Annotated in this window: 25 protein-coding genes and 1 tRNA gene; 9 read left to right on the top strand and 17 right to left on the bottom strand. The window is 65.6% G+C overall.

Going from position 1 to position 25184, the window contains the following annotated elements; translation table 11 throughout:
- Positions 1 to 40: 40 nt before the first annotated feature.
- The 3 genes from ACO6D6_RS02835 to ACO6D6_RS02845 all read left to right on the top strand — a co-directional run bounded on the left by ACO6D6_RS02835 (position 41) and on the right by ACO6D6_RS02845 (position 1571).
- Positions 41 to 472, top strand: coding sequence for a TadE/TadG family type IV pilus assembly protein (locus ACO6D6_RS02835; RefSeq protein ID WP_484783080.1), 432 nt, complete (start codon positions 41 to 43; stop codon positions 470 to 472).
- A 31-nt stretch (positions 473 to 503) separates the two neighbouring features.
- Complete coding sequence (locus tag ACO6D6_RS02840; protein ID WP_484783081.1) at positions 504 to 845, top strand: TadE/TadG family type IV pilus assembly protein; 342 nt, start codon at positions 504 to 506, stop codon at positions 843 to 845.
- A 105-nt stretch (positions 846 to 950) separates the two neighbouring features.
- Positions 951 to 1571: an L-threonylcarbamoyladenylate synthase gene (locus tag ACO6D6_RS02845; RefSeq protein WP_484783082.1), complete on the top strand. Its 621-nt coding sequence runs from the start codon at positions 951 to 953 to the stop codon at positions 1569 to 1571.
- On the opposite strand, the gene ACO6D6_RS02850 is transcribed toward ACO6D6_RS02845, so the two are convergent.
- On the bottom strand, positions 1572 to 2990 hold the full coding sequence (locus ACO6D6_RS02850; RefSeq protein ID WP_484783084.1) for an amidohydrolase: 1419 nt from the start codon (positions 2988 to 2990) through the stop codon (positions 1572 to 1574).
- A gap of 38 nt (positions 2991 to 3028) precedes the next feature.
- On the opposite strand from ACO6D6_RS02850, the gene ACO6D6_RS02855 reads away from it, so the two are divergent.
- Positions 3029 to 3748, top strand: coding sequence for a YggS family pyridoxal phosphate-dependent enzyme (locus ACO6D6_RS02855; RefSeq protein ID WP_484783085.1), 720 nt, complete (start codon positions 3029 to 3031; stop codon positions 3746 to 3748).
- Between the two features lie 115 nt (positions 3749 to 3863).
- Here ACO6D6_RS02855 and ACO6D6_RS02860 read toward each other — a convergent pair whose 3' ends face one another.
- Positions 3864 to 6125, bottom strand: a complete 2262-nt coding sequence (locus ACO6D6_RS02860; RefSeq protein WP_484783086.1) for a glycoside hydrolase family 3 C-terminal domain-containing protein — start codon at positions 6123 to 6125, stop codon at positions 3864 to 3866.
- Positions 6126 to 6358: 233 nt separating this feature from the next.
- On the opposite strand from ACO6D6_RS02860, the gene ACO6D6_RS02865 reads away from it, so the two are divergent.
- Positions 6359 to 7636, top strand: a complete 1278-nt coding sequence (locus ACO6D6_RS02865) for a GNAT family N-acetyltransferase (RefSeq protein WP_484783408.1) — start codon at positions 6359 to 6361, stop codon at positions 7634 to 7636.
- On the opposite strand, the gene ACO6D6_RS02870 is transcribed toward ACO6D6_RS02865, so the two are convergent.
- On the bottom strand, positions 7637 to 7903 hold the full coding sequence (locus ACO6D6_RS02870; protein ID WP_484783087.1) for a metal-sensitive transcriptional regulator: 267 nt from the start codon (positions 7901 to 7903) through the stop codon (positions 7637 to 7639).
- A gap of 213 nt (positions 7904 to 8116) precedes the next feature.
- Positions 8117 to 9517 carry a dihydrolipoyl dehydrogenase gene (gene lpdA, locus ACO6D6_RS02875; RefSeq protein ID WP_484783089.1) on the bottom strand — a complete coding sequence of 467 codons (1401 nt, stop codon included), beginning with the start codon at positions 9515 to 9517 and terminating at the stop codon, positions 8117 to 8119.
- Positions 9518 to 9602: 85 nt separating this feature from the next.
- On the opposite strand from lpdA, the gene ACO6D6_RS02880 reads away from it, so the two are divergent.
- On the top strand, positions 9603 to 11138 hold the full coding sequence (locus ACO6D6_RS02880) for a helix-turn-helix domain-containing protein (protein WP_484783090.1): 1536 nt from the start codon (positions 9603 to 9605) through the stop codon (positions 11136 to 11138).
- A 6-nt stretch (positions 11139 to 11144) separates the two neighbouring features.
- On the opposite strand, the gene pdxY is transcribed toward ACO6D6_RS02880, so the two are convergent.
- Positions 11145 to 11996: a pyridoxal kinase PdxY gene (gene pdxY, locus ACO6D6_RS02885; protein ID WP_484783091.1), complete on the bottom strand. Its 852-nt coding sequence runs from the start codon at positions 11994 to 11996 to the stop codon at positions 11145 to 11147.
- 59 nt (positions 11997 to 12055) lie between these two features.
- Here pdxY and ACO6D6_RS02890 point away from each other — a divergent pair, with 59 nt between their 5' ends.
- Both ACO6D6_RS02890 and ACO6D6_RS02895 read left to right on the top strand, forming a co-directional pair.
- Entirely contained in the window at positions 12056 to 12838 is a 783-nt protein-coding gene (locus tag ACO6D6_RS02890) for a glycerophosphodiester phosphodiesterase family protein (RefSeq protein ID WP_484783092.1), read from the top strand.
- Between the two features lie 43 nt (positions 12839 to 12881).
- The gene (locus ACO6D6_RS02895) at positions 12882 to 13217 is read left to right on the top strand and encodes an RNA polymerase-binding protein RbpA (RefSeq protein WP_484783093.1); all 336 of its coding nucleotides are present in this window, start codon (positions 12882 to 12884) and stop codon (positions 13215 to 13217) included.
- On the opposite strand, the gene ACO6D6_RS02900 is transcribed toward ACO6D6_RS02895, so the two are convergent.
- The 12 genes from ACO6D6_RS02900 to ACO6D6_RS02955 are packed head-to-tail and all read right to left on the bottom strand — an operon-like array spanning position 13198 to position 24791.
- Positions 13198 to 13692: an FxsA family protein gene (locus ACO6D6_RS02900; RefSeq protein WP_484783094.1), complete on the bottom strand. Its 495-nt coding sequence runs from the start codon at positions 13690 to 13692 to the stop codon at positions 13198 to 13200. The two genes, ACO6D6_RS02895 and ACO6D6_RS02900, sit on opposite strands and share 20 nt — an antisense overlap.
- Positions 13685 to 14446 (bottom strand): polyprenol monophosphomannose synthase, encoded by a 762-nt coding sequence (locus tag ACO6D6_RS02905; protein WP_484783096.1) that lies wholly within the window; start codon positions 14444 to 14446, stop codon positions 13685 to 13687. Before ACO6D6_RS02905 ends, ACO6D6_RS02900 begins: the two co-directional genes overlap by 8 nt.
- Positions 14443 to 16020 carry an apolipoprotein N-acyltransferase gene (lnt, locus tag ACO6D6_RS02910; protein ID WP_484783098.1) on the bottom strand — a complete coding sequence of 526 codons (1578 nt, stop codon included), beginning with the start codon at positions 16018 to 16020 and terminating at the stop codon, positions 14443 to 14445. Before lnt ends, ACO6D6_RS02905 begins: the two co-directional genes overlap by 4 nt.
- Positions 16017 to 16610: a methionine biosynthesis protein MetW gene (gene metW / locus ACO6D6_RS02915; RefSeq protein WP_484783100.1), complete on the bottom strand. Its 594-nt coding sequence runs from the start codon at positions 16608 to 16610 to the stop codon at positions 16017 to 16019. The genes lnt and metW overlap by 4 nt, the downstream gene beginning before the upstream one ends.
- On the bottom strand, positions 16607 to 17761 hold the full coding sequence (gene metX / locus ACO6D6_RS02920) for a homoserine O-acetyltransferase MetX (protein WP_484783101.1): 1155 nt from the start codon (positions 17759 to 17761) through the stop codon (positions 16607 to 16609). The genes metW and metX overlap by 4 nt, the downstream gene beginning before the upstream one ends.
- A 25-nt stretch (positions 17762 to 17786) precedes the next feature.
- A complete protein-coding gene (locus tag ACO6D6_RS02925; protein WP_484783103.1) occupies positions 17787 to 18125 on the bottom strand; it encodes a cation:proton antiporter in 339 nt (112 codons plus the stop codon).
- Positions 18126 to 18127: 2 nt separating this feature from the next.
- Complete coding sequence (locus ACO6D6_RS02930) at positions 18128 to 18388, bottom strand: monovalent cation/H+ antiporter complex subunit F (RefSeq protein ID WP_484783104.1); 261 nt, start codon at positions 18386 to 18388, stop codon at positions 18128 to 18130.
- Complete coding sequence (locus ACO6D6_RS02935; RefSeq protein ID WP_484783106.1) at positions 18385 to 18747, bottom strand: Na+/H+ antiporter subunit E; 363 nt, start codon at positions 18745 to 18747, stop codon at positions 18385 to 18387. The genes ACO6D6_RS02930 and ACO6D6_RS02935 overlap by 4 nt, the downstream gene beginning before the upstream one ends.
- Positions 18744 to 20264, bottom strand: a complete 1521-nt coding sequence (locus tag ACO6D6_RS02940; RefSeq protein WP_484783107.1) for a monovalent cation/H+ antiporter subunit D family protein — start codon at positions 20262 to 20264, stop codon at positions 18744 to 18746. Before ACO6D6_RS02940 ends, ACO6D6_RS02935 begins: the two co-directional genes overlap by 4 nt.
- Positions 20261 to 20593 (bottom strand): sodium:proton antiporter, encoded by a 333-nt coding sequence (locus ACO6D6_RS02945; RefSeq protein ID WP_484783109.1) that lies wholly within the window; start codon positions 20591 to 20593, stop codon positions 20261 to 20263. The genes ACO6D6_RS02940 and ACO6D6_RS02945 overlap by 4 nt, the downstream gene beginning before the upstream one ends.
- Positions 20590 to 23547, bottom strand: coding sequence for a DUF4040 family protein (locus ACO6D6_RS02950; protein ID WP_484783110.1), 2958 nt, complete (start codon positions 23545 to 23547; stop codon positions 20590 to 20592). Before ACO6D6_RS02950 ends, ACO6D6_RS02945 begins: the two co-directional genes overlap by 4 nt.
- A 47-nt stretch (positions 23548 to 23594) precedes the next feature.
- Positions 23595 to 24791, bottom strand: coding sequence for a L,D-transpeptidase (locus ACO6D6_RS02955; RefSeq protein ID WP_484783112.1), 1197 nt, complete (start codon positions 24789 to 24791; stop codon positions 23595 to 23597).
- A 117-nt stretch (positions 24792 to 24908) separates the two neighbouring features.
- Between ACO6D6_RS02955 and ACO6D6_RS02960 the strand changes: the two genes are divergently transcribed.
- Positions 24909 to 24982 (top strand) — tRNA-Pro (locus tag ACO6D6_RS02960).
- Positions 24983 to 25184: the final 202 nt, after the last annotated feature.

The raw sequence follows: 25184 nt of genomic DNA on the forward strand, positions 1-25184 counted from the left end.
GAGTGGCAGGATGGTTTGACGGTGATCCGGAAGGATGCAGATGATCCCCAGAGCATCGGAACGAGGAAGTTCCGTGGCAGTGGAGGCGGCGTTGGTGCTGCCCGTGGCGATGCTGTTCGTCGGTTTGGTGATCGTGATGGCCGGGCATGCCCTCGCGCAGCAGGCCGTCACCGCCGCCGCCACACGAGCGGCGCGTGCGGCCTCGTTGGAACGTTCACAGGCATCGGCCGAACGAGCGGCACTGGATGCCGCCGTGACCGAGCTGGGCAACTCCCGGATCACCTGCACCGATGCTCAGGTGAGCGTGGACGCCAGAGGCCTGGCGGCCCCGATGGGAACGGTCGCGTCCGTGACGGTGCGGCTCACCTGCCGGGCGGTGTTCCCGGTCTCCATGCCCGGTTTCCCGGCCAGCAGGTCACTTACGGGGGAGGGAACATCACCCGTCGACACCTACCGGAGCCGGAATGGCTGAATCCTCAGGCCCTTGCCGGAAACAACGAGGCATGAGCGGCAGCGTCCAGGTCACCCTGCTGCTGCCGCTCGTGATGCTGGTGCTGCTGGCCGCGTTGCAGTGGTCGTTGTTGTTGTGGGCGGAATCGACGGCCATGGCGGCCGCCCAGGACTCGGCCCGGGCCGCTGCCGTTCTGGGAGGATCCGTGGAGGATGGCCGGGAGGCCGGGAAACGGGCCATCTTCAACTCGTCCCTCAGCGGTTTCACCGTGAGGGTTGACCGTGCACCAACGTTCACAACCGCCGTCGTAGAGGGAACCGCCATCCGGGTGCTTCCCATGGTGGACGTCACCGTGCATCAGGAGGCCAGGGTGCCCACCGAACGAACCTGGTGACGGGGAGCGTCCTCACCACCGGATGGGAATCTCCGGCCAGGAACAACGGACCGGATGGGGACCAGCACGGTTCCCCAGACTTGCCCGGCGGGTTAAGGTGAATCCGTGGCCCAGTACTACGACGTGCATCCTGAGAATCCGCAGCCCCGCACCCTCAGCCAGATGGTGCGGATCCTTGAGGAGGGCGGGCTGATCGCCTACCCCACCGATTCCTGTTACGCGCTCGGCTGCGCCCTGGGCAACGGATCGGGAATCGAACGCATCAGGCGAATCAGGCAGCTGGGGGACAGGCACCATTTCACCCTGGTGGTCTCCGAGTTCGCCCAGCTCGGGGCCTTCGTCGAGATGGACAACTGGGTTTTCCGCGCGGTCAAGGCGGCAACCCCGGGGCCGTACACCTTCATCCTGAAAGCCACCCGCGAGGTGCCGAAGATGATGCAGCACCCGAAGAAACGCACGATCGGCGTGCGGATTCCCAATCACCGCACCACCCTCGCCCTCCTCGACGCGGTCGGTTCACCGCTGGTCAGCTCCACCCTGCTGCTTCCGGATCACCCCGAGCCACTCGTGGAAGGGTGGACCATCAAGGAGCTGCTCGGCCACGAACTGGATGCGGTCCTGGACTCCGGTGACTGCGGGTTGACCCCGACAACCGTCGTGGATCTCAGCGGTGACGAACCGGAGGTCGTTCGGGTCGGGGCGGGCGACCCCGACCCCTTCGAATGATCAACGAGTGAAGGTGATCCGACCGCCGAGCATCGTCAGCAACACCTTTCCGGGACCGGCGGTGAGCACCAGATCGGCGGGCTGCCCGACGCTGAGCGTGGTCCGGGTGCTGGCCTGCAGGGCGGCCAGGGGAGTGAGCGCCTGGTCCGCCCGGTAGGGGCGGTGACAGGCCGCCTCGATGGCCTTCCAGGGGTCGAGGGAGGCCACGGGCGCGTCGGAACCGAAGGCCAGCCTCGCCCCCGCGCGCAGCAGGTCGAGCATCGGGTAGGCGCGACCCTTCGCGTCGGGCCAGACCAGGTCGACCACCCCGACGTCCTCCAGCTGGTGCGCTGGCTGGATGCTCGCAACCAGTTTCAACCGCGCGAATCGCGGAAGATCGGCGGGAGCGACACACTGCACGTGCTCGACGGACCCGCGTGCCCCTGAAACCTCGAAGGCGTCCAGGACGTCGTGGCAGGCGGCGTCGCCGATGGCGTGGACGGCAGCCCGGAGCCGGGCCTCACGGGCTCGTCTCAACAATGCGAGCAGCTCAGGACGGGTGTAGTTGGGTTTGCCGTTCGGATACCCCGGCAGGGGATCGGGGTAAGGCACGATGCAGTGGGCGGTGCGGCTGCCCATCGAGCCGTCGGCGATGACCTTGAGCGGCCCGACCCTCAGGTTCTCCGCCAGCACGTCACCGGTTCCGACCCCCATGGCGACCAGGTCGTCGAGCCGCTCGGGATAGGTTGCGGCCTCCACCCGCAGCCCGATGGGCCGGGAGGCAGCGCGCTGCTGCCAGGCTTCCACGGCCCAACCGGAGGAGAAATCCACGATGCCCACCAGCCCCCGGGAGGCGGCCTCCAGCTCGGCCGCCTGCACGGCGTGCTCCAGCAGGTCGAAATACCGGGACATGATGCGACGGATGGCGGCGAAGGCCTCCTCCTCCACGAGGAACCCCGTCGGATGACCGGCGGCCCCGGCCTGTTCGAGGGCCGGGGTGTTGCACCAGACGCTGTGGAGATCGCGGGACATCAGCGCCACCGGGACGGTGGTGATTGCATCCAGAGCGGCTGCGGTCGGGGGAGTGGGCCACGTTGCCGAGCGGAAACCGTAGCCGACCAGCCTCGTTGGCCGGTGCCGCAGGTGATCCTCGACTGCTGCGAGAATCTCCGGTTGCGTTGCCTTGTGGGAGAAGCGGGTGCACTGGCTGATCAACGCGGCCAAGGAGAAATGGGTGTGGTTGTCCCAAAGGCCGGGCATGAGGTTCGCACCGTCGGCGTCGAAGTCGCCGTCGCCGGCACCCCGGGTGGGTTCGATGGCGGTGATCGTGCCGTTCGTCACCGTGACGTCCAACGGTTCGCTGTACCTGCCGGTTCCGAGTCCAGGTACGGGCCGGGCCCGGGTGATACGGAAGCTCTCCACGAGCCGAAATTCTGCCACGGACAACCCCTGGGTGTCGTGGTCCTAGACTTGGGCGGGTGACCAGCATTGCCGCCAATCTGCAGAAGATCGAACAGCAAATCGCGACCGCGGCTGCGAGAGCGGGACGCGACAGCAGCGAGATCCGACTGCTTCCCGTCTCCAAGACCAAACCCCCGGAGGCCGTTCTCGAGGCCCACGCCGCTGGGTACCGGAGATTCGGGGAGAACAAGGTGCAGGAGGCGCAGAACAAGTGGGAGGCCCTGCGCGAGGTGGCCGACATCGAGTGGGCCGTGATCGGTCACCTGCAATCCAACAAGGCCAAGTACGTTGCCCGGTTCGCGACGGAGTTCCAGGCCCTCGATTCCTTGAAGGTCGCTTCGGAGCTGGATCGCCGGCTGCACCAGGAAGGGCGCCGGCTTGAGGTCCTGGTTCAGGTGAACAGCTCCGACGAGGACCAGAAGTTCGGTCTGCCCCCGCAGGAGGTGGTGACTTTCGCCAAACAACTTGACGCCTTCGACGCCCTGGATGTCCGGGGACTGATGACCCTGGCGCTGTTCACCGACGACTCCGAGCGCATCGCGCGGTGCTTCAAGGTGATGCGCCAGGTGCAGCAGGAGTTGAGGGACGCAACCGGAAAGGGCTGGGACGAACTGTCAATGGGCATGTCCGGTGACTTCGAACTGGCAATCGAGTACGGGGCCACCTGCGTTCGTGTCGGCCAGGCCATCTTCGGCAACCGCCTGGATCCCAATGCCTACTGGCCGGGGATCAAATAAGAATCCCCGGATCTTTTTCAAATCTCCTTGACCGGCCGCTAACCGGCCCGTGCGTTCAGGGAGCAGAGTTTTCGTGCCAGTCGTCGAGAATCACCGGTCTCAGCAGCCCGTGTGCTCAGGGAACAGAGGGGGTCGCGCGGATTTCGGCGAGTAGTTCTTTCAGCTGATCGAAGGTCAGGGTGTCCTCGAACATCAGCGGAAGCTTGCACACCGGCAGGTCCTGCAGGAAGAACTCCGATTCCTTCCCGAAGGAGGCCAGGAAAGGTTCCAGCTTCTCCCAAGCCGCGGGATGCCGTCTCCACTCGGAGACGGTGGACCACTCCGTCAGCGGAAGGAGCCATGGGGGAGCGAGCAGGTCCGCCTCGAGGTTCAGTTTGATGTCCTCCGCGGATGCCCCGATCTCGACGCGGATTTTTCCCGGTTCCACGCTCCAGGAGTGGGTTCTCACGTCCCAGAAGGACAGGTCGCGGCGAGTCACCCGGATCTCAACGTGGGCGCTTTCCCCCGGCCCCAGCTCCAGGTGCCGGAAACCTCGTAGTTCCCGGGGAGGGCGGTCCACCGAGGAAACCGGATATCCGATATAGAGCTGAGGAACTGCGACACCGCTTCGGCTGCCGGTGTTGGTGACGGTGACCGAAACGGTGAGAACCACCTCGCCCAAAGCCGTTTCGGGGGTGATCTCGGTTACTTCCGCCTGCAGATCGCTGAACTCGAAGGTGGTGTAGGTCAGACCGTGCCCGAAGGGGTAACTCGGTTGGTTCCCGAGTTTCTGGAGTCCGCGGTATCCGACGAAAATCCCCTCCCCGTAGCGCACCTCACCCGCTTCACCCGGGAAATTGAGTTGTGCGGGGTGCTGTTCCAGCCTCTCGGGGATGGTTTCCGCCAGTCTGCCGCTGGGGGAGTCCTCGCCGGTGACCAGCCGCGCCACGGCCTCACCCCCGCCTTGGCCTGGCAGCCACAGCTCCATGATCGCGTCCGCGTCGTCCTGCCAGGAAGCGGTCTCGACGGCCGCGCCGTTCGAGAGCAGGACGATCACCCCGTCGGCCACCCGGCGCACTGCGCGCAACAGATCCACATGTTCGGCGGGCAGCGAGATGTGTTGCCGGTCGTATCCCTCCGACTCGTCCGCGGCGGGCAGGCCGAGGAACAGCAGGACCGTGCGGCCCGTGGCGGCTTCCTGCGCTCGCCTGAGCAGTTCCCCGGCGGGGAGGGCTGCCGCAGGGGAGTCGTGCAGGGGATACCCGGGCTCGAACGGTAAACCGGGGTGCCTGCGCCGTAGGGCGTCGAGGGCATTGTCCAGGCGGGTCGGGTTCACCTGCGACGATCCGGCCCCCTGATATCTGGGGGTGCGGGCCATCTCCCCGATGATCACGACGTCACCGAGCCCGGGCAGGGGGAGTGCCGCCCCCTCGTTCTTCAGCAGTACGGCGCTTCGCGATGCGGCCTCGCGGGCCAGTTCGTGGTGGGCCCCGAGGTCAACGGGAACCGCACACGTTTCCCGGTGGTACCGGGAGACCAGCCGCAGCACGCGTGCGACGGCCCGGTCCAGGTCGGATTCGTCCAGGACGCCTGTCCGGACGGCCTCGGCAACGAGCCGGTCGTTCCGGCCTCGCGAGGAAGGCATTTCCAGGTCCAGCCCGGCGGCGACCCCGGCGACACGGTCGTGGACCGCCCCCCAGTCGGTCATCACCAGTCCGTCGAAGCCCCATTCCTCGCGCAGCACCTCGGTCAGGAGCCAGCGGTTCTCGGACGAGTAGACATCGTTGATCCGGTTGTATGAGCACATCAATGTCGCCGGACGCGCTTGTTCGATTATTCGTTCGAATATGCTGAGGTAGATCTCCCTCAGGGTGCGTTCGTCGATCCGCGCGCTTGTGCGCATTCGATCGGTTTCCTGGTTGTTGGCGGCGAAATGCTTCACGGAGGTCCCGACCCCTCCGGACTGGATGCCCGCGACCAGGGCGGCGGCCAGTTCTCCCGCGAGCAGGGGGTCCTCCGAGAAGTACTCGAAGTTACGCCCGCACAGCGGGGAGCGTTTCAGGTTCACGCCCGGACCCAGGATCACGCCGACGCCCTGCGCCTTCGCCTCCTCGGCCAACGCCCGGCCGATCTCGGTGAGCAGCACCGTGTCCCAGGTGGAAGCGAGCGCCGCGGCCGTGGGGAAACATGTGGCCGGCACCGATTCCTCCAGGCCCATCTCGTCGGCGCCCTCGGCCTGTTTGCGCAGCCCGTGGGGGCCGTCGGAGACCATCAGGGCGGGAATCCCGAGTTGCTCGACCGGCTGGGTGCGCCAGAAATCACTGCCGGAGAGCAGTGAACACTTTTCCTCGAGGGTGAGCTGAGCGAGAAGCTCGGGAATCTGCTCTTCGGTGAACATTGCGGCTCCAATCTCGAACGGTACGGCCCAGAATATGGGAAGGGGCGGAGGAGAGGTGGGGCCTCGCGGTGTCCGGCCAGGAGGCCTCCGAACCGTTCTTATAATTACATAATGATCCTTATCGGACATTTGGACCGGTGGGAGGAATGCTGAACCGCACGCGCACCAACCGGCCCTCCCGCGGTGTTCTCGTCCTCGTCCCCGATGGCCGGGCCTCATAGACTGTCGTGGTGATGGAACCCTACGAACTCGAACTCCTGCCGCTCGACACCCCGGACGACGATCCTCGCTGGGCCGCGTACCTGGATCTGTTCGCGATTGTCTTCCTCGAGGGCCGCGCCTCCGATGACGGCCTGGCCGCTTTCCGCAGGCACCGGCGCGCCGATGGTGCGACCCTCGGCATGGTCACCACGGAAGGGTCCGGACTCGAGGGACGTCAGGTGGTCGCCGGACTGGTCTGGGCGCCGATCCGGGCAAACGTCGGCGGGAACATCGTCCCGGCCATGGCCATCAACACCGTCGCGGTCCGTCCCACCCATCGCCGCCGTGGCCTGATGCGCATGATGATGGACCACCACCTCCGGCGCGCCAGGGCCGAGGGACTCGCGCTGGCCGCGTTGAGCGCCAGCGAGGCCACCATCTACGGCCGCTTCGGTTTCGGGGTCGCCAATCGGCACGTCAGCTGGGAGATCGACACCCGGCGTTTCGCCATCCGCCCGGATGTGGCGGTTGCCCCGGGGTCACTGGAACTCGCCAATCCCCCACTCGACGAGAACATATTCGAACACCTGTCCGCCGTCCATCAGCTGGCCCATCGCGGTGCGTTCAGTCCCTTGGGCATGCATCTCGCCAAGGCGGACGGCACCTGGGACTTCGACGAGCAGGGACCGTCCAGGAAACTGCGGTATCTGCTCCACTTCGACGCCTCCGGTGCCCCGGACGGATTCGCGGAGTTCAAGCACGGTGGTTTCGAGAGCAAACAAAGCGACTCCCCCGCACCCACGGCGGTCCTGTCGGTGTGCTCCCCCAACCCCGAGATCGACCGTGCGCTGTGGCAGGGCCTGGCCAGTTTCGATCTGGTCGAGAAACTCACCTACGGTTCAGCCGCCCCGGACGATCCCCTGCCGGGTTCACTCGTCGACCCCTGGGCCATCAAGCAGAACGGCATTTGCGATGGCATCTGGTTGCGGATCCTGGACCTGGAGAGGGCGGTTGCGGATCGCGGTTTCGAGTCGGACGGCCAAGTGGTCGTCAAGGTCGCGGATCCGATGGGATTCTGCGAGGGAACCTGGCGCATCACGGTGCGAGAAGGCCGGGGGGAGGCCGTGAAAACCTCCCTCTCCCCTGCCGTTGAGCTCGGCGTGGACAGCCTGGCCCGGCTCTGGTTCGGCGATGTGACCGCCGCGCAACTGGCCCGTTCCGGCATCATCCACGGCTCCCCTGGCGCTGTCCAGGAGCTCTCCCGGTTGTTCGCGACCGCGTTTGGTCCCGTCAACCTGAATGGCTTCTGATCACGACAGGCTCAGGAAAAGCTTTTCCAGTTTCCGGGTGTCTATGGACTCCCCCGTCGGATCGTCCAGCAGGCAGGCACGCATGCCGTGGGCGATGATCGAATAGCCGGCCCGGTCGATGGCCTTGGAGACCGCCGCGATCTGGGTCACCACTTCCTCGCACTCCCGACCGGCCTCGATCATGCGAATCACGGCGTTGAGCTGCCCGCTGGCACGTTTCAGGCGAAGCAGCGATGGCTTCACCGCATCGGGATCCAGTCGTGTCACCGGTCCGCTTTCCTGGGGCAGCTGCAGCGTTTCTCCGGGGACACGCCCTGCAGCGCTTCCTCTATGTGCTGGCCACACCCGGCCCAGGTGGTCTTGTGGCAACGCGGGCAGGAAACGGGACGGCACATAGAAGGCTCCAATCACTGGTTGAGAAAACCGATTGTATACCCCCTAGGGTACCGTCCCGTCCGTTCTGTCTCCGGTCCAGTTGGATCAGAGGTTGATCATGTGCCCGCTGATGCCGTGAGCGGCCTCCTTGATGGCCTCGGACAGCGTCGGGTGGGCGTGAACGGCGTGCGCGATCTCGTCGGCCCTCAGCTCGTACTTCTGGGCCAGGATGAGCTCCGGAAGCAGTTCCGTGACGTCGGGGCCGATCATGTGGGCGCCCAGCAACTCGTTGTAGCGGGCATCGGCGACGAGCTTGACGAAACCGACCCCCTCCCCCAGGCCCCAAGCCTTGCCGTTGGCGGCGAAGGGGAACTTCGAGACCTTGACCTCGTGGCCCTTGTCCTTGGCCTGTTGCTCGGTGTAGCCGAAGGAAGCGATCTGCGGCTGGCAGTAGGTGGCCCGCGGGATCATGTCGTAGTCGACGGGGTGGGTCTCGACCCCGGCAATGGTCTCGGCCGCCACCATGCCCTGGGCCTCGGCGACGTGGGCGAGCATCATCTTTGCCGTGCAGTCGCCGATGGCGTAGATCCCCGGGACGTTGGTGCGGAGGTAGTCGTCGACGGCGATGGCGCCGCGTTCGGTCAGGGTGACCCCGGTGTTCTCCAGACCGTAACCCTCGGTGCGCGGGGCGAACCCGACCGCCGAGAGGAAACGATCCGCCTCCAGGACCTGGGCGGCACCGCCCTTGGCGGGGCTGACTGTGACTCGCACCCCGCTGCCCGTGTCCTCGATGGACTCCACCTTGGTGGAGGTCAGCACCTTGATGCCCAGTTTCTTGTAGGCCTTGGTGATCTCGGCGGAGATCTCCGCGTCCTCGTTGGGAACCATCCGGTCGAAGAACTCGACGATGGTCACGTCGACTCCGTAGCTGCGCAGGACGTAGGCGAACTCGGTTCCAATGGCCCCGGAACCGCCGATGATGATCGAGCCCGGGAGCTTGTCGGCCAGGATCTGTTCCTCGTAGGTGACCACGTTGGCCGAGACCTGGGTTCCGGGAAGCATTTTCGTGGTCGATCCGGCCGCGATGATGGCGTTGTTGAAGGTCACCCGGGTGGTGGCGCCGCTGTCGTCGGCGACGTCGATGGTGTGGGCGTCGACGAAGGTGCCCCAGCCGTTGAACTCCTTGATCTTGTTCTTCTTCATCAGGAAGTGGATTCCCTTGGTCATCCGCTCCGAGACCTGGCGGCTACGGGAGAAGGCCTTGCCGTAGTCGACGGTGATCTCGCCCTGGATGCCGAAGGCGGCGGCCTCGTGGGTGACGATGTGAGCCAGCTCCGCGTTGCGCAGCAACGACTTGGTCGGGATGCAGCCGACGTTCAGGCACACGCCCCCCCAGTAGCGTTTCTCGATGATGCAGGTCTTCAGGCCGAGCTGGGCGGCACGGATGGCGGCAACGTAGCCACCGGGACCGGCGCCGAGCACGCAGACGTCGTATTCGTGGGTCATGGAGCCCACTCTAGTGCGCCCGCCGCCTCACGTGGGCCCGCACCGGGCGACGGGCGTTATCTCAGATATGAGTTAAGATGGCGCCATGACCGCCACCAGCCAGTCCCTGGGAATCATGATCCGGGAGGCGCGCAAGGCCCGTCAATGGTCCCAGCAGCGCCTCGCCGATGAAATCAACTCCTCACAGTCAGCCGTCCACCGGATAGAGATGGGCCAGCAGAACGTCTCGCTTAACATGATCGAGAGGCTGGCATCGGCGCTCGAGATGCCCCTGATACTGGCTGCCACCGAGGGCACCGTCAACTTCGAGATCACCGGGCCGACGAGACTCGAGGGAGAGATCGAGGTCCGTTCCTCCAAGAACGCGGCCGTCGCGCTGCTATGCGCCTCAATGCTCAACCGCGGCCGCACGGTGCTTCGCGGGATAGCCAGCATCGAGGAGGTGGATCGCATCTGCGACGTCCTCCAGTCCATCGGGGTCACCGTCACCCCGACCAACGGGGGCCAGGATCTCGAACTGACCCGCCCGGAGAAACTCACCCCCGAGACCATCGATCAGCGCGCCGCCCGCCGCACGCGCTCCATCCTGATGTTCCTCGGTCCCCTGATGCACGAGTTCGATTCCTTCGAGCTCCCCTACGCCGGCGGGTGTGACCTCGGGGCCCGGACCGTGCATCCGCACATGTCCGCCCTGAAACGCCTCGGCCTGTCCGTGGAGGCGCACGACAGCCAGTACCACGCCACCGTGCAGCGCGACGGGGCGCCCGAACACCACATCACCCTGGTGGAGCGTGGGGACACGGTCACCGAGAACGCGATCATGGCCGCCGCCCGCACCCCGGGACTGACCGTGATCCGCAACGCCTCCGGCAACTACATGGTGCAGGACCTGTGTTTCTTCCTACGCGAGCTGGGGGTCGGCGTGGAGGGCATCGGAACCACCACCCTGCGCATCCAGGGCGTCAAGGAGATCAACAAGGATGTCGAATACCACATCTCGGAGGACCCGATCGAAGCGATGAGCCTCATCACCGCAGGCATCGTCACCCGCTCGGAACTGACGGTCAAGCGCTGCCCCATCGAGTTCCTGGAGGTGGAGTTCGCAGTCCTGGAGGAGATGGGTCAGCGAATGGTGCTGAGCAGCGAATACCCATCGGGCAACGGTCACACCCGGCTGGTGGACGTCACCGTGAAACCGTCCGAGCTGAGGGCCCCCCTGGACAAGATCCATCCAATGCCGTTCCCGGGGTTGAACATCGACAACCTGCCCTTCTTCGCCCTGATCTGCGCGACGGCCGAGGGACAGTCGATCATCTACGACTGGGTCTACGACAACCGCGCGGTGCATCTGAAGAAGCTTGGCGACCTGGGGGCGAACGTCACCGTCATGGACGCCCACAAACTGATGGTCATCGGCCCGACCAAGTGGCGTGGGCGTGACATCGAGTGCCCGCCTGCACTGCGGCCCTCGGTGTGTCTGTTCCTGGCGGCCCTCGCGGCCCGCGGAACCACCATCCTGCGGGATGTCTACGTGATCAACCGGGGCTACGAGGACCTGCCGAGGCGTTTCAACCAGCTCGGGGCCCAGATCAACACCTTCTGGGGAGACGCTCCGAGTTGACCGCGATCAGAGGGCGTGCGCGGTGAACCTGTTGACCGGGTTCACCACCTGCTCCTGGGCGGCCACGAGCTGCAGCTCGGCCTCCCCGCTGATCGCCGTCTGTTCCAGGATCGAGTAGACCACCGATGCGGTCGCCCCGAGAGTTTCACCGAGGTCCCCGGTGCGCAACCAGTGTGCGAGGAACATGGCCGCGGTGAGATCACCCGAGCCGGTGAAGCTGCGGTCCAGCATCGGGGTCTCGACCAGCCAGGCCCGATCCGCGTCGACGGCCAGCATCCGCAGCAGACCGTCCGGGGCGTCGGTGGCCACGACCGAGGTCACGACCACGATCCCGGGACCACGGTCCCGGAGCTCACGGGCCGCCTCGACCACCTCGGACAGGGGGCCCGTCTCGCGCCCCACCAGGTACTGCAGCTCGAAGAGGTTCGGGGTCATGATGTCCGCGGCGGCCACGACGTGGTCGCGGAAGAACTCCGGGATGCCCGGCCGGGCGTAGAAACCCCGTCCGACATCGCCCATGACCGGATCGGCGAGGAAAATCGCCTCCGGGTTGCGCGACTTCACCAGGGCCGCGGCATCCAGCACGACCTGCCCCACGTCGGCCGAACCGAGGTAGCCCGCGAGCACGGCATCGACACCGGCGAGGGCTCCCCGCTCGTCTATTCCAGTGACCACGTCCGCGACATCCGAGGCCGCGATCATGGGGCCGCGCCAGCTTCCGTAGCCGGTGTGGTTGGAGAAGGTGACGGTGTATACGGGGTACACGTTCACGCCGGCCCGCTGCAGCGGAAAGGTGGCGGACGAGTTACCTGCGTGGCCGTAAGCGACGGCCGACTGGATTGATAGGACATTGTGCATGTGAGCAAGTCTCCCACTTCCATGCAACGAACACGACGACACTAGGCATAATGGTTCCCATGTGTGCAGGTTTCCTAGAACCGGAGTTCATCGCGATGGCGCATCGCGGTGGTGCCTTGCTCACTGCCAACCTCGGTATCGAGAACACCCTGGCGGCCTTCGCCAACTCGGTTGCGCTGGGCTACGAGTACCTGGAGACCGATGTTCACGCCACCGCCGACGGGCACCTGGTGGCCTTTCACGACCCGAACCTCGCCCGGGTCACCGACGTGGAGGGACACATCGCACGGCTGCCCCTCGCAGCCGTGCGCGAGGTTCGTGTCGGTGGACGGGAACCGATTCCGACGGTGGAGGAACTGTTCGAGGCTTTCCCCGAGGCGCGTTTCAACTTCGATCTCAAAGCTCCCGGCGCCGTTGAACCCCTAGCGAGAATCGTCCGTCGCTTCCACGCCGAGCAGCGGGTGTGTGTCGGGTCCTTCTCGCAGCGCCGGATCAACAGGTTCCGGAAACTGATGCCCGGGGTCACCACGGCCGTCGGTCCGGTGGGGGTGGCGGCCATGACGGTGGGCAACATCCGCACCTGCCGTCCGGGAGGCCCGGGCGTGTTCCAGATCCCCGTCTCCCACGAGGTGGCAGGGGTGAGGATCAAGTTGTTGACCAAGGCGCGTGTCGGGGCGATCCATCGCGCCGGGTACCGGGTGCACGTCTGGACCATCGATGTGCGCGACGACATGCACACACTCATCGACTGGGGGGTGGACGGCATAGTCACGGACCGTCCGGACCTTCTTCGTGATGTGCTGCAGGCCCGGGGCATGTGGGCCCGCAGTCTTGGAACCTGAGAAGCATCTGAGACGTTCAACTCCAAGTAGGGAGGTCAAAGACATGGCAGATCGAGCACTTCGTGGTGTCGGCCTGGGAGCCAAGAGCTTCGAGGACGAACAGGGAATCGAGTTCGCTGAACGCAGCCAAGTGGGATTCGACTGCCCCAAGGGCCATCACTTCGAGGTCACCTTCGCCATCGAGGCGGAGCTGCCCTTCGAGTGGGAGTGCAAGTGGTGCGGTCAGATGGCGAAACGCTCCGATGGCGCAACGGGGGAGGCGAAGGAGGCGAAACCCCCCAGGACCCACTGGGACATGCTGCGTGAAAGGCGCAGCATCCCGGAGCTGGAGGACATCCTGGCGGAGCAGCTGGACAAGCTCAGGGGCTCGGCGGGCTGATCTCCGGAATCATGGTGTCGGAGGCCGGGGATTCCTGAACCACTTCTCCCTCGATCACGACGGGCTGTTCGGAGGGGTTTCCGATCGCTCTTCCGAACAGCTTCCCCAGGGTGCTGCGGACCAGGTGCCTGCTTGGCGGGATCAGCAGCAGCAATCCGATGATGTCGGTGATGAATCCGGGCATGATGAGCAGGAGACCACCGACCATGACCAGAACCGCGTCGGCGGTTCGTCCCGGCGGCAGGGAACCCCTGCCCAAGGACTCGAGCAGCGCACCCCAGGTGCGGCGCCCCTCCCGCTGGAGCAGCCAGCAGCCGAGCAGGGTGGTGAAGATCAGCAGGGCGACGGTCCACCAGCCGAGGGCGTTGGTGACCATGACCAGGATGACGACCTCGGCCGCCAGGCAGACGAGCAGAGGAGCGAGAACCAACAACAGGCCCACCGATCCCCGAAACCTGATACCTCGTTCAGCCACGGCGCCTCCCGAAAAGTTTTTTCAGCTGCTGCCAACGGTGCTGAAGCCCCATTCTCGTGGTCGAGATGATGGCTTCTTTGACCACGGTACCGCCCATCTTGGAATCACCGAACTCGCGTTCCACGAACTCGATGGGGACCTCCACGATGCGCAGCCCGGCCTGGTGGGCGTGCCACGTCAGGTCGCGCTGGATTCCGTAGCCCCGGCGGTCGATGGGCAGATCTATGATCCCGGCGAGGGCGTCGGCGCGGAAGGCGTTGAACCCGCCCGTGATGTCCCGGTACGGCATTCCGAGCATCAACCGGATGTACAGGGAACCCCCGCGTGAGAGAAACTTGCGTGTCCAGGGCCAGTTCACCACGGAACCGCTCTTGACCCAGCGGGAACCCTTGACCATGTCGGCGTGTTCCAGGGCGGCCAGAAGGCTGGGCAGCTGTTCCGGCTGGTGGGAACCGTCGGCGTCGTGTTCCACCAGCACGCCGTATCCTCGTTCGAGACCCCAGTGAAATCCCGCCAGGTAGGCCGCTCCCAGACCTTCCTTGCCCCTGCGGTGCAGGACGTGGACGTGATCGTCCTGCGCCACCAGCGCGTCGACGAGTTCACCCGTGCCGTCCGGTGAGTTGTCATCCACGACGAGCACGTGGGCCCCCGGGACGCTGCGCCGCAGCCGGGAGACGATGCTCTCTATGTTCTGGGCCTCGTTGAACGTTGGAATGATGACGAGCACCTCGCCGGTGCGTGAGGCCTCGGTCATTGTTTCTCCTGTTCATCCGAGTTTGTGGACGTCCGCTCAAGACTACCGGCCCGGCGGGCGATGCGGGCCGCACGGACCCCGAATCCGGCGGCCAACAGACAACCGAGTACCTGGGTCGGACCCAGTATCGGCGCCAGGTGCACCGCCAGGGTGACGTTGCTCCGTTTGGGGACGGTGTAGATGCGGTGCGCCGCGGTGTATTCCCGGGTGGGTTCGTGCAGCCCTCCCCTGGCGTCGATGAATCCCGAGTAGCCGTTGAGGGTGCTGGCGATGAACTCCCTCCCGAGCTCCGCCGACCGCACCCGGTTCATGTTCATCTGCTGCTGGGGTTCGATGGTGCCCGAGAAATTGTGGGTGGTGCTCTGCGCCACCAGAATCTCGGCGCCGTTCGCGACGGTGTCGTAGACGGTCTGGTCATAGGCCAGTTCGTAACAGATCACGGTGCCCACCCTCAGGTCCGGATCGGTGCGGGTCGGTACTCTCACGACACCCGGGTCGGTGCCCGGTATCGACTGGTACCCGGCCCGTTTCACATCCGGGAACAGGGGTTCCAGGACGTCTCGGTAGGGCACGAACTCCCCGAAGGGGGCGAGATTGCGTTTGTGATAGTGATCCACGACTCCTTTTTCCGGAGCCCAGACCAGCGTGGTGGTGCGCCGGGTCTGGGGTTCGGGACCCGCGGTGATCGCCCCCAGATCCAGGGGAACCCGGGCCAGCTCGACGGCGGCACTAACCTGTGCCCTCGTGGTCGGGTTGAGCATCGGATCGGTGTCGGTGGAGTTCTCCGCCCAGACGATCATGTCCAGGTCGCGGCCGTGGGCTCGTGCGTCTGCCAGCAGGAAGATGGTTTCGCTCAGGTGGTGGGGGGTCGCCCCGGTGGCGGCGATGTAGCCACCGTGCAGCCCCAGTTGCGCATTGCCCTGGACCATGCCCACCGAGATGTCCTCGCCACCGCGGTCCGTGGGTATCAGGAGCGATCCGCCACCGATTGCGAAAACCCCCGTGACAAAGATCAACGGAACCAGCCGGCGTCGCTGAACGATCACGGCCAGACAGCAGCATCCCACCATCGCCACCAACCAGGTGGCTCCCGGGGTTCCCACCAACGGCAACCAGCCGGCCAGGGGCTGGTCGATGGTCGTGTGACCGAGCCGCAGCCAGGGAAACCCCCCGAACGGAATCTGCCCGGCGCCGTATTCGATGGCCCCCCAGGACAACGGGACCAGGAAACACCAGCCGGGCAACCGGGTGATGAGGGAGGATGCGGCTCCGAGAAGCCCGACCCAGATGGCCATCACCACGACCAGCACCCAGACCACTGGTCCCGCCTGCGCACCCACCCACCAGATGGTTGTGCCGTACAGGACACAGCCCGCCAGCATGCCGATGCCAAAACCCGTCCAAGGACCACGTCCCGCGACCAGCCACGTCAGCAGCCCCACCCCGATGATCGTCAACGGCCAGAGCCCCCAGGGGGCGAATCCCATGGCCAGACCCAGCCCGGCGAGCAGGGCGAGCAGAACGGTCAGTGGACCGGGAATCCGGGTACGGTGCAGGGCCTGCAGCGGGATCACCGCATGCCTTGAAGCAGATAGACCGCGGAACTCGCCAACAGGTTGGCCCCCCACTCCCCCGTCCTGATGGGCCGGCCGCTCTCGTTGAGAGGGATGCAGCGCTCCACCTCGAGGCCGAGCCGGGCGAACAGCGGTGACAGGTCCTTCAACGAGGTGAAGTGCAGGTTGGGGCTGTCGTACCAGCTGTACGGCAGGTCCTTGGTGACGGGCATGCGCCCGGTCAGCAACCGGATCCGGTTGCGCCAGTGCACGAAGTTCGGCATTGAGACCACGCCGCGTCCCGCGATCCTCGCCATCTCCCTCAGCACCTCGGCCGGTTGCCGGAGGTTTTGCAGGGTCCGGGACAGCACGACGACATCGTAGGAACCGTCCTCGAACTGATTCAGCTGAGTGTTGATGTCCAGGTCTATTACGTTGACGCCGTGCCGCAGGGCGGCGAGGAAGAGCTCCGGTTCGATCTCGACCCCGGTTCCGTGGCAGCCGCGTTTCTCGAGCAGCCGCAAGAGTTCCCCGTCGCCGCATCCGAGGTCAAGCACCCGGGAATGTTCCGGTATGAGCCTCGCGATCAGCCGCAGGTCGGAGCGTGTCATCGGTTCCCCTCCCCCGAGGCCCGGTCCAGGAAGGCCCGTAGCACGGCATGGTAGTCCGGCAGGTCCAGCAGGAACGAGTCGTGCCCCCACTGGGACTGGATCTCTCGGAATGATGTGGGAAGACCGGCTCCCTCCAGGTGCTGGACGATCCGGCGGGAGTGATCGGTGTCGAATCGCCAGTCGCTGTCGAAACTCACCAGGAGGAATTTCACGGGATCGGCCGTGAGCCTCGCCAAGGCGTCATCGGAGGCGAAGGGGTCGAAGTAGTCCATGACCCGGGTCAGGTACAGGTAGCTGAGAGCGTCGAAGCGCTCCAGGAAGGCCTCGCCCTGGTGTTCCAGATAGCTCTCGACTGCGAAGTCGATCCCGAAACCGGGATCCAGCTTCCCCGACTGGGCCGACCTGCCGAATTTCGCGCTGAACGCATCCTCCGACAGGTAGGTGATGTGGGCCAGCATCCGGGCCACCGACAACCCCTTCGCGGGCATCGTGCCCTCACTGAGGAAACGTCCCCCCCGGAAGGCCGAGTCCCGCATGATGGCCTGCCGGCCCACTGCGGAAAAGGCGATGTTCTGCGCGGTCAGCCGTGACGAAGCGGCGATGATGATCGCGTTTTCGCAGTCCTGGGGGTGGGACAACGTCCATTGGAGGACCTGCATCCCTCCCAGCGATCCCCCCAACAGAACGGCCCAGCGTTCGACGCCCAGGTGCTGGCCCAAGCGGCGGTGAACCGTCACGAAATCCGACATCGCCAGCAGCGGGAAGTCCAGGCCGTAGGGTTCACCCGTTGCGGGATTGACCGATGACGGCCCCGTGGTGCCGCGGCATCCCCCCAGGATGTTCGCACACACCACGAACCAGCGGTTCGTGTCCACCACCTTGCCGGGACCGATGAGATTGTCCCACCAGCCGGGTTTCCGGTCGCCTGCCCTGAGGCCGGCGGCATGGGCGTCACCGGTCAGGGCGTGACACACGAAAATGGCGTTCGAACCTTGCGGGTTCAGCTCCCCGTAGGTTTCGTAGGCGACATCGACGGGCGCCAGCTCGGCGCCGCTGGCGAGCACCAACGGTGCGTCGGGGGTGAACAGCCGCGCGGTGGCGGAGATGGTGTTCAGGTTTTCGGTCACGTTCAGGAACGGCTCCGGACGCATCGGGTGATGAGGATTCCTGCGCGCATCATGTCTCGCTTTTCAAGTCGTTGGGTTCGGTTCTCGGGTCAAGTTTGGCATCCGTCCGGACGGTTGCGCGGGCAAGCACGTTCGAAGCCACCGAGCTCACGATCAGCAGGGCCATCACGGTGACGGCGGTTTTCGCCCACAACATCAGGTCGAAACCATCGGTGGCGGTCCACCCGAGGGCGGCCGCCACCAGGATCAGGGGCAGGCCCAGCGCGGTCGCCGGCCCGAGCGCGTTGATGCGTGAGATGGCATCCCTGGCCCTGAACTGTGCCACCGCGACGGACAGCACGAGCACGGCACCCAGCACCGCCAGCACGGAGGCCAGGATTTCAAGCATCGTCATCGCCTCCCTCTGGTCATGATCCGCGCCAGCGCGATGGTGGCCAGGATCCCCAGTATCGATGCCAGCAGAGCGGCGTCCACCGAGACGTTGGAATGGTGCAGCATCCCGAACATGGCGAGGATCCCTATGCAGGAGAAGAAAACCAGATCCCCCACCACGGCCCGCGTCGCGGAATCAGGAGCGGTCACCACCCGCAACAGGCCCAGGAGAACGGAGATGGCGAGCAGCCCGATCGCGATCCAGATCGCAAGAATCATTTCTCCCCCTTCGGCATCCCATGGCGTCGCAGCGCGTGCAGCAGGTGCCATTCCAACTCTGCCAGGCCGTCGAGTACGGAGGCGCGTTCCGAGTCGAACAGCGAATGGACGAACACCGAGGGCCCCCGGGTCTCGTCGCCGGGACAGACACCGAGCACCAGGGTGCCCGGTGTGATCGTGATGGCGGATGCGAACATGGCGATCTCGAAGTCGGTGGTCGCGCGCATCGGGTATTCCACGATGGCGGGGCCGGCCATCGGTTTGGGGCGCCACGCCGCCACCGCGACGTTCCACGACCCGATGACGATCTGGGTGGTCAGGTACCACAACCACGAAATCAGTCTCAGAACCCGCATCATTCGCTCACCGCATCCACAGAGGCCACGTAGGCGGAGACGTCCATCAATCCGTGGGCGGCCGATTCGAACAGCGGCCACACCCATCCGACGCCGAAGAACAGCAGCATGGAGATCCCGATCAACAGGGTCGAGGGCCACAGCATCCTCCAGGACACCTTCGCGTCGTCGGCGATCGGGGTCGGCACGCCACGCGAGGTGGTGGGGTCGTCGGGCAGGTAGTTCTTCATGGGCGCTCCCCAGAAGGCCTCACGCCACAGGTGCTGAAGAGCCATCAGGGATGCGACGGATGCCAGGGCGACGCAACCCATGAGAAGCCAGCCCGTCAACGGATCGGCCTGGGCGGCTGCCCCCAGCAACCCGACCTTTCCCCACAGTCCCGAGGTCGGTGGCAACCCGACCAGCGAGGCCAGTCCGAGGGCGAACACGGCGGCGAGCCACGGATCGCGGCGCATCAGCCCGGAGAGCCGGTCGAAACGTCCCGAGCCGTAGACGTTCTCGACGGCGCCCGAGGCCAGCACCAGGCCCGCCATGGTGATCATGTGGTGGACCATGTAGAAAAGCCCCGCCGCCACGGAGAACTCGGTCAGCACCACCAGACCGATCAGGATCTGCCCGACCCCCGTGACCATCTGGAAGGCCAGCGATCCGCGGATCCGGGATTCACCGAAGGTGGAGAAGGAACCAACGACGATCGTCGCCACCACCACGGCCGTCAGCACCGGGAGCCAGGGGGCCGGTCCACCGAAGACGGTGGCATAGACCCGGTAGGCGGCGTAGATGCCGACCTTCGTGTGAATACCGGAGAACAGGGACATGATTCCGGCGGAGGTCGCGGGATAGGCGCGGGGCAGCCAGCCGTGGACGGGAACCACACCCCCCTTGACCAGCAGCGCGAACAGGATGAGTGAAGTCGCAAGCGAGACCTGGGGGTCGCCGCCCCTGCCCGCCAGGGCCGCCAGGTTCACCGATCCGATGGCCCCGTAGAGCAGACCGACACCCATCACGAGGATGGTGGATGTGACTATGTTCACGATCACGAACATCCGCCCGATACCGAGCCTTCGCCAGGACCCGGTAACCGCGATCAGGGCGTAGGAGGGCAGTAGCATCACTTCCACCCACACGAAAAGGTTGAACAGGTCACCGGTCAGGAGCGCCCCGTTGACCCCCGTGCTGAGCAGCAGGATCAGGGGAACCACGAAACGGTAACGGTCCTCCTTGGTGAGCATCAGGAAGATGCCGGAGACCATCGTCAGGAAAGCGGTGACCACCAGCAGCAGGGCGCTCAGGGTGTCGGAGACGAAGACGATTCCCATCTTTTGCTTGTAGGAACCGATGGAGTGCGCCAGGGCGGGGGTGTTCTGGTGGAACACCAGGAGCGCCACCCCTCCGACGAGCGCCGCCGTCGACACCAGCAGCAGTACGATGCGCTGCACGACGGGGCCCCGCAACAGCACCGTGGCCCCCGCCGACAGGAGCGGGACGGCGACGAACAAGGGCAGGATGGCGGAGTTCATGCGCGGTGGGTCTCCCCCGTCTCGGGATGGCGCAACATGTTGTCGTTGCGCCCGATGACGGCCATGGCGAGCATCAGAATGCTCGTGGCCAGGGTGATCACGATCGCGGTCAGCACGAAGGCCTGCGGGAGCGGATCGGCCACCGTAACCGTGCTGGTGCCGTCGGTGATGGGTTCCGTCCGCCAACCCGGCACACCCGCGGTGAGCAGGATGAAGTTGACGGCGTGGCTCAAGAGCCCGAGCCCGAACACGGCACGCACCATGGATCGCTGAAGCAGCAGATACACCCCACCGGTGACCAGAACGAAGATCGTGGCTATCAGGATCATTTCTTGGTCTCCTTCGGGCGGGTGCCCTCGGCGATGAAACGGGTCCGGATCGCGGGGCGTCGGGGACGTTCCCCCCGCACGGTTTCCAGCGGCCCCGGGAGTTCACCCTCCAGCAACTCGTCGATGCGTTCGCGAGTTCCCTCACCCCCGGCACGGGTGCCGCGGGTGGCACCCAGCACATTGAAGGAGACGAGTATCAGCCCCAGAACCGCCAAGTACACGCCGGCGTCGAAGATCATCGAGGTGGTCAGGTGGGTTCCCAGGATCTGCCCGTGGATCGGTTGCAGGAAGGAACCGGTCAGGAACAGGTCGAGGAAACCGGTGGTAACCGCCAGCATGACTCCCCCACCGACCAGGAACAGCGGTAGCCGGGGCGGACCGACGGAACGGTCCTTGGACGTCGAGAGGTAGATCAGCCCCACCAGCGAGGAGGCCACCAGGGCAGCGTTGAAACCTCCGCCCGGGCTGTTGTGTCCACGCCAGAACAGGACCGCGGAGATCACCATCAGCAGCGGGGTCATGAAACGAAGCATCACCTGGAGGCTGACCGCGTTGGGCCAGGCGTCCATGATCGCGCGGTGCGCGCGCGACCGCGGATCCTGGTTTATCTGCAACGCCGTCACCGGAATCAGATAGGGGTCGTCTCCCGGCGGGTCGATGTACCTGTCCCTCACCGTCGAGAGCAGCGCCAGGATGGCCACCGCCGTCATGGCGAGCACGCTCAACTCACCCAGGGTGTCGAATCCACGGAACTCAACGAGGATCACGTTCACGACGTTGTCCCCCGAGGCCAGTTCCTTCGTGCGTTCGAGGAACTCCTTCGCCAGGTCCGACTTGTCACGTCTCGCGGTCAGGGCCCACGTGAGGGCCGCGACCCCCCCGCCCACCAGCACGGAGGCGGCCAGGGTCACCAGGTTCCGGCCCCGGTTGCGCACCGGGAACCGAACCGGAAGCCGCTGCAGCACGAGCATGATCACGATGATGTTCAGGCTCTCCACCAACAGTTGGGTGAGGGCCACGTCGGGGGCGCCCAGGGCCAGGATCTGAACCGTCGCGAGGATTCCCACCGCCGACAACGACAGCACCGCCGCGATGCGCACCCCGGAGATGCAGACCCCGACGGTGGCCGCGGTGATGAGCACGAACACGATGACATCGATCGGCTTGGTCAGTCCCGGCTGCTGATCCCGGAGACCGGTGAGGTGGGCCACCCAGCTGCCCGCCAGGCCGAGCACCCCCAGCGAACCCAGGATCGGGACGATGTGCCGGGTGGCGGTGTCCGAGGCGACGGCACGGGCCTGCAATGCGCCGAAACGACGGGTCCACTCCGAGATGTGCCACATGGCCTTGGAACCGTTGAGCGGGAACCGATGCCGCAACACCCAGTCGACCAAGGGCTTGCGCCGCCACGCCATGACACCACCGAGGAGCAGGATGCCCGCCGTCGCGTACAGCTCCGGGCCGGGGCCGTGCCACAGGGCAAGGTGGACCCCGGGTGCCGTCCCGCCGAGAGACGCCCCGGCGGCCGAGGCCACAGGACCCGACAGTCCCCCGAGCCATGCGACCAGGGGCACGGAAACCAGGATCGGCAACGCCGCGCTTCCTGCGAGCAACGGATCGTGCATGTGCACGGAACGGTCCTCGTCCGTGCCGTCGAAGAAGATGCCCAGCAGGACACGGGCGCAGTAGACGAAGGTGAGCACGGAACCCAGGGTGGTCACCAGGAAAGCCACCCAACCGGTCCACGACGCTCCGGGGGCCCCCAGCAGGGAGGCCAGGATCGCCTCCTTCGAGACGAAGCCCAGCATCGGGGGGATGCCGGCCATCGACGCGCATCCCAGGGCCATCACCGCGAAACTGAAGGGCATCCGCCGGTGGAGCCCGGGCGGGAAACGACGGAGATCGCGGGTGTCGGTGGCGTGATCGATGACACCCACCATCATGAACAGCCCGGACTTGAACAGGGCGTGCGCGATGGTGTGCAGCACCGCCGCCGCGATGCCGGCCTCGGTTCCCAACCCGATGCTCGCGGTGAGCAGACCCAGCTGGCTGACCGTGGAGTAGGCCATCAGTTTCTTGGCGTCGGTCTGTTCCAGGGCGAAGTATCCACCAACGCAGGTGGTCACCAGCCCGACCGTGACCAGAAGACCGCTCCAGACCCCGTTTGTGTGGAGGACGGGGCTGAAGCGCAGCAGCAGGAAGATACCGGCCTTGACGACTGCCGCGGCGTGAAGGTAGGCACTGACCGGGGTGATCGCGGCCATGGCGTCCGGAAGCCACACGTGGAACGGGAACTGGGCCGCCTTCGTGAACCCGGCCAGGGCCACCAGGACGGCTATCACCGTGGTGAACCCGGGGTCGGAGGCCCACACCTCGTGGGCGAACACCTCTGACAGCGAGGTGGTGCCGGTGCGCCACCAGATGGCGGCGATCGCGATCAGCAGCAGGACGCCACCGACAAATGTGATCAGGAGGGTGCGCATAGAGGCGCCCTCACCCGCGTTACCGGCGGACGCGATCAGCAGGAAGGACGCCAAGGATGTCAGTTCCCAGCAGATGAACAACAACACCAGGTCGTCGGCGAGCACGAGCGCCTGCATCGAGAGGGTGAAGGCCGTCATCACCTGGTAGAAGGCGTAGTTCCTGCCGACCGAGAGGTAGCGCGTCGAGTAAACAAACACGACCGCGCCGATCAGCAACGCAATGAAGCTGAAAACGATACCCAGACCGTCCGCGGCGAAGGCCAGCCGGATACCGAGGGCGGGCAGCCAGTCCACGGCCCAGGCCGGCCGCTCCCCCGCCGCCACGGCACCGGCGGCGGGGGCCTCGAACACAGCGGCCGCCACGTAGAGCGCCGCCAAGGGCCACCCTGCATTCCGTCCCAGGAAGCGGACGAACAGCGGGGTGGTCACGAAGGCCAGCGCGAGAAGAATGACGGGAACAATGACAGGCATGGGCGCAGTCATCCTAGCAATCCGGGCCGGGATCGCCCTTGGTCAACTCACGAGCCGGATACCGAGAGCGCTTTCCAGTCTTCCCACGAGTAGAGCCATACTCCCATCCCCTCGGAGGGTTCCATCTTCCGATCGGACCCGGTGAACTCCACGACATCGCCGATGCTGGTGCTCTCGTAGAGCCATCCGGCGTTGTCGGTGCTGAGCCCGACGCAGCCATGGCTGACATTCGCCTTCCCCTGGGAACCAACCGACCACGGGGCGGCGTGAATGAACTCCCCCGTCCAGGTGACTCGCATGGCGTAACGCACGTTCAGGTTGTAGGCCTCGGAACTGCCCGAGGGAATAGCGATGGTCTCGGAGTTCATCTTCAGGGTGTTGTATTTCTCCAGGATCAGTTTCGTGCCGGAACGGGTGACGAAACCTTTCTTCCCCGTGGTGGAGGGCAGGGTCTTGACCACTTCCCCGTTGTCGACGATGGTGGTGGTGTAGTTCGCGATGTCCACCTTGATGACACGCGACACGTTCTTGATGGAGAAGGTGCCGCCGGAGTCCTTCTTCAGCCAGGTTTTCTCGGTTGCCTGCACCCCCAGCCACTTCAGATCCAGGGAAACCTTCGTTCCGGGTTTCCAGTACTCCTTCGGGCGGTAAACCAGCTCGGTGTCACTGATCCAGCCCCACGCTCCCTCCTGCTCCGGGGTGACGGTGACCTTCGCGTGTTTCTCGATGGATGCGCGGTACTCCTGAGGGATGGCCCGGCTGAACTTCACGTACGCGGGCATCCCCACGCCCAGGTCGTCATCCATGTAGGGCAAGCTGAAAGTGGTCTCGGCGGAACCCGGTGAAACCGTCTTGAAGCTGGCCTCCTTCGTCGTGCCGTCGCTGGCGGTGGCGGTGAGCTTGTACTCCGTGTTCAGTTCGAGGGCCTGCGAGGGGGTCCAGGAGTCCTTCTCGAAGGTGCCCTCCACCGCGCCTCCCGGTCCCGCGACCGTGGCGTTGGTGATGGTGCCGTTCTCCAGGCTCAGGGTGACGGGGTCACTGGGCAGGGCGGCGTCCGTCGAGGACGTGATGGTCAGGGCCCCGGCCGGTGCGACCGGTGTGGGTGAGGCTTCCTGGGCGGAGGATGCCGCAGGGGTGGTCTCCTCGGGGGCGTTGCCGGGGGTCGTGTTCCCCGGGGAACAGGCTGAGAGCAGGAGCGTCGACCCCACCAGGGCGACGAGCAGGGAGCGGAGGCGCAGGTTCATGGTGACAAGGGTACGGCCGGGGTCCGTCAAGACGGTCCCGGCACCTTCCTGGTGAGCCCGATTGGCGTCCCCGGCCGTTCACCCGCTAAGCTACCCGAGCCGCGCGTTGAGCGGTTTCGGGCTGTGGCGCAGCTTGGTAGCGCACTTGACTGGGGGTCAAGGGGTCGCAGGTTCAAATCCTGTCAGCCCGACAATGTGATGTCTCAGGACATTGGTATGGCCTGAACCTCCGTTTTGGAGGTTCAGGTTTTTTCTTTGGCCGATGGGTTGGTAGTCGCGGGTGGGGTCGATGGTGAACTCACGCTCAAACCCACGACACGGTGAGCCCGTTGCGTGGGTTCGCTTGTTTCCGGTTCCTTGGCCACGCTCAAGAACTCGGCGGGCCGGGACTGG

The organism is Arachnia sp., assembly GCF_057238465.1.

Bases quoted from the DNA above. Each gene is read 5' to 3' on its own strand.
- ACO6D6_RS02835 (WP_484783080.1), top strand. From the start codon at position 41: ATGATCCCCAGAGCATCGGAACGAGGAAGTTCCGTGGCAGTGGAGGCG.
- ACO6D6_RS02840 (WP_484783081.1), top strand. From the start codon at position 504: ATGAGCGGCAGCGTCCAGGTCACCCTGCTGCTGCCGCTCGTGATGCTG.
- ACO6D6_RS02860 (WP_484783086.1), bottom strand. From the start codon at position 6,125: ATGTTCACCGAAGAGCAGATTCCCGAGCTTCTCGCTCAGCTCACCCTC.
- ACO6D6_RS02865 (WP_484783408.1), top strand. From the start codon at position 6,359: ATGGAACCCTACGAACTCGAACTCCTGCCGCTCGACACCCCGGACGAC.
- lpdA (WP_484783089.1), bottom strand. From the start codon at position 9,517: ATGACCCACGAATACGACGTCTGCGTGCTCGGCGCCGGTCCCGGTGGC.
- ACO6D6_RS02880 (WP_484783090.1), top strand. From the start codon at position 9,603: ATGACCGCCACCAGCCAGTCCCTGGGAATCATGATCCGGGAGGCGCGC.
- pdxY (WP_484783091.1), bottom strand. From the start codon at position 11,996: ATGCACAATGTCCTATCAATCCAGTCGGCCGTCGCTTACGGCCACGCA.
- ACO6D6_RS02890 (WP_484783092.1), top strand. From the start codon at position 12,056: ATGTGTGCAGGTTTCCTAGAACCGGAGTTCATCGCGATGGCGCATCGC.
- ACO6D6_RS02895 (WP_484783093.1), top strand. From the start codon at position 12,882: ATGGCAGATCGAGCACTTCGTGGTGTCGGCCTGGGAGCCAAGAGCTTC.
- ACO6D6_RS02905 (WP_484783096.1), bottom strand. From the start codon at position 14,446: ATGACCGAGGCCTCACGCACCGGCGAGGTGCTCGTCATCATTCCAACG.
- metW (WP_484783100.1), bottom strand. From the start codon at position 16,610: ATGACACGCTCCGACCTGCGGCTGATCGCGAGGCTCATACCGGAACAT.
- metX (WP_484783101.1), bottom strand. From the start codon at position 17,761: ATGCGTCCGGAGCCGTTCCTGAACGTGACCGAAAACCTGAACACCATC.
- ACO6D6_RS02925 (WP_484783103.1), bottom strand. From the start codon at position 18,125: ATGCTTGAAATCCTGGCCTCCGTGCTGGCGGTGCTGGGTGCCGTGCTC.
- ACO6D6_RS02930 (WP_484783104.1), bottom strand. From the start codon at position 18,388: ATGATTCTTGCGATCTGGATCGCGATCGGGCTGCTCGCCATCTCCGTT.
- ACO6D6_RS02935 (WP_484783106.1), bottom strand. From the start codon at position 18,747: ATGATGCGGGTTCTGAGACTGATTTCGTGGTTGTGGTACCTGACCACC.
- ACO6D6_RS02940 (WP_484783107.1), bottom strand. From the start codon at position 20,264: ATGAACTCCGCCATCCTGCCCTTGTTCGTCGCCGTCCCGCTCCTGTCG.
- ACO6D6_RS02945 (WP_484783109.1), bottom strand. From the start codon at position 20,593: ATGATCCTGATAGCCACGATCTTCGTTCTGGTCACCGGTGGGGTGTAT.
- ACO6D6_RS02950 (WP_484783110.1), bottom strand. From the start codon at position 23,547: ATGCCTGTCATTGTTCCCGTCATTCTTCTCGCGCTGGCCTTCGTGACC.
- ACO6D6_RS02955 (WP_484783112.1), bottom strand. From the start codon at position 24,791: ATGAACCTGCGCCTCCGCTCCCTGCTCGTCGCCCTGGTGGGGTCGACG.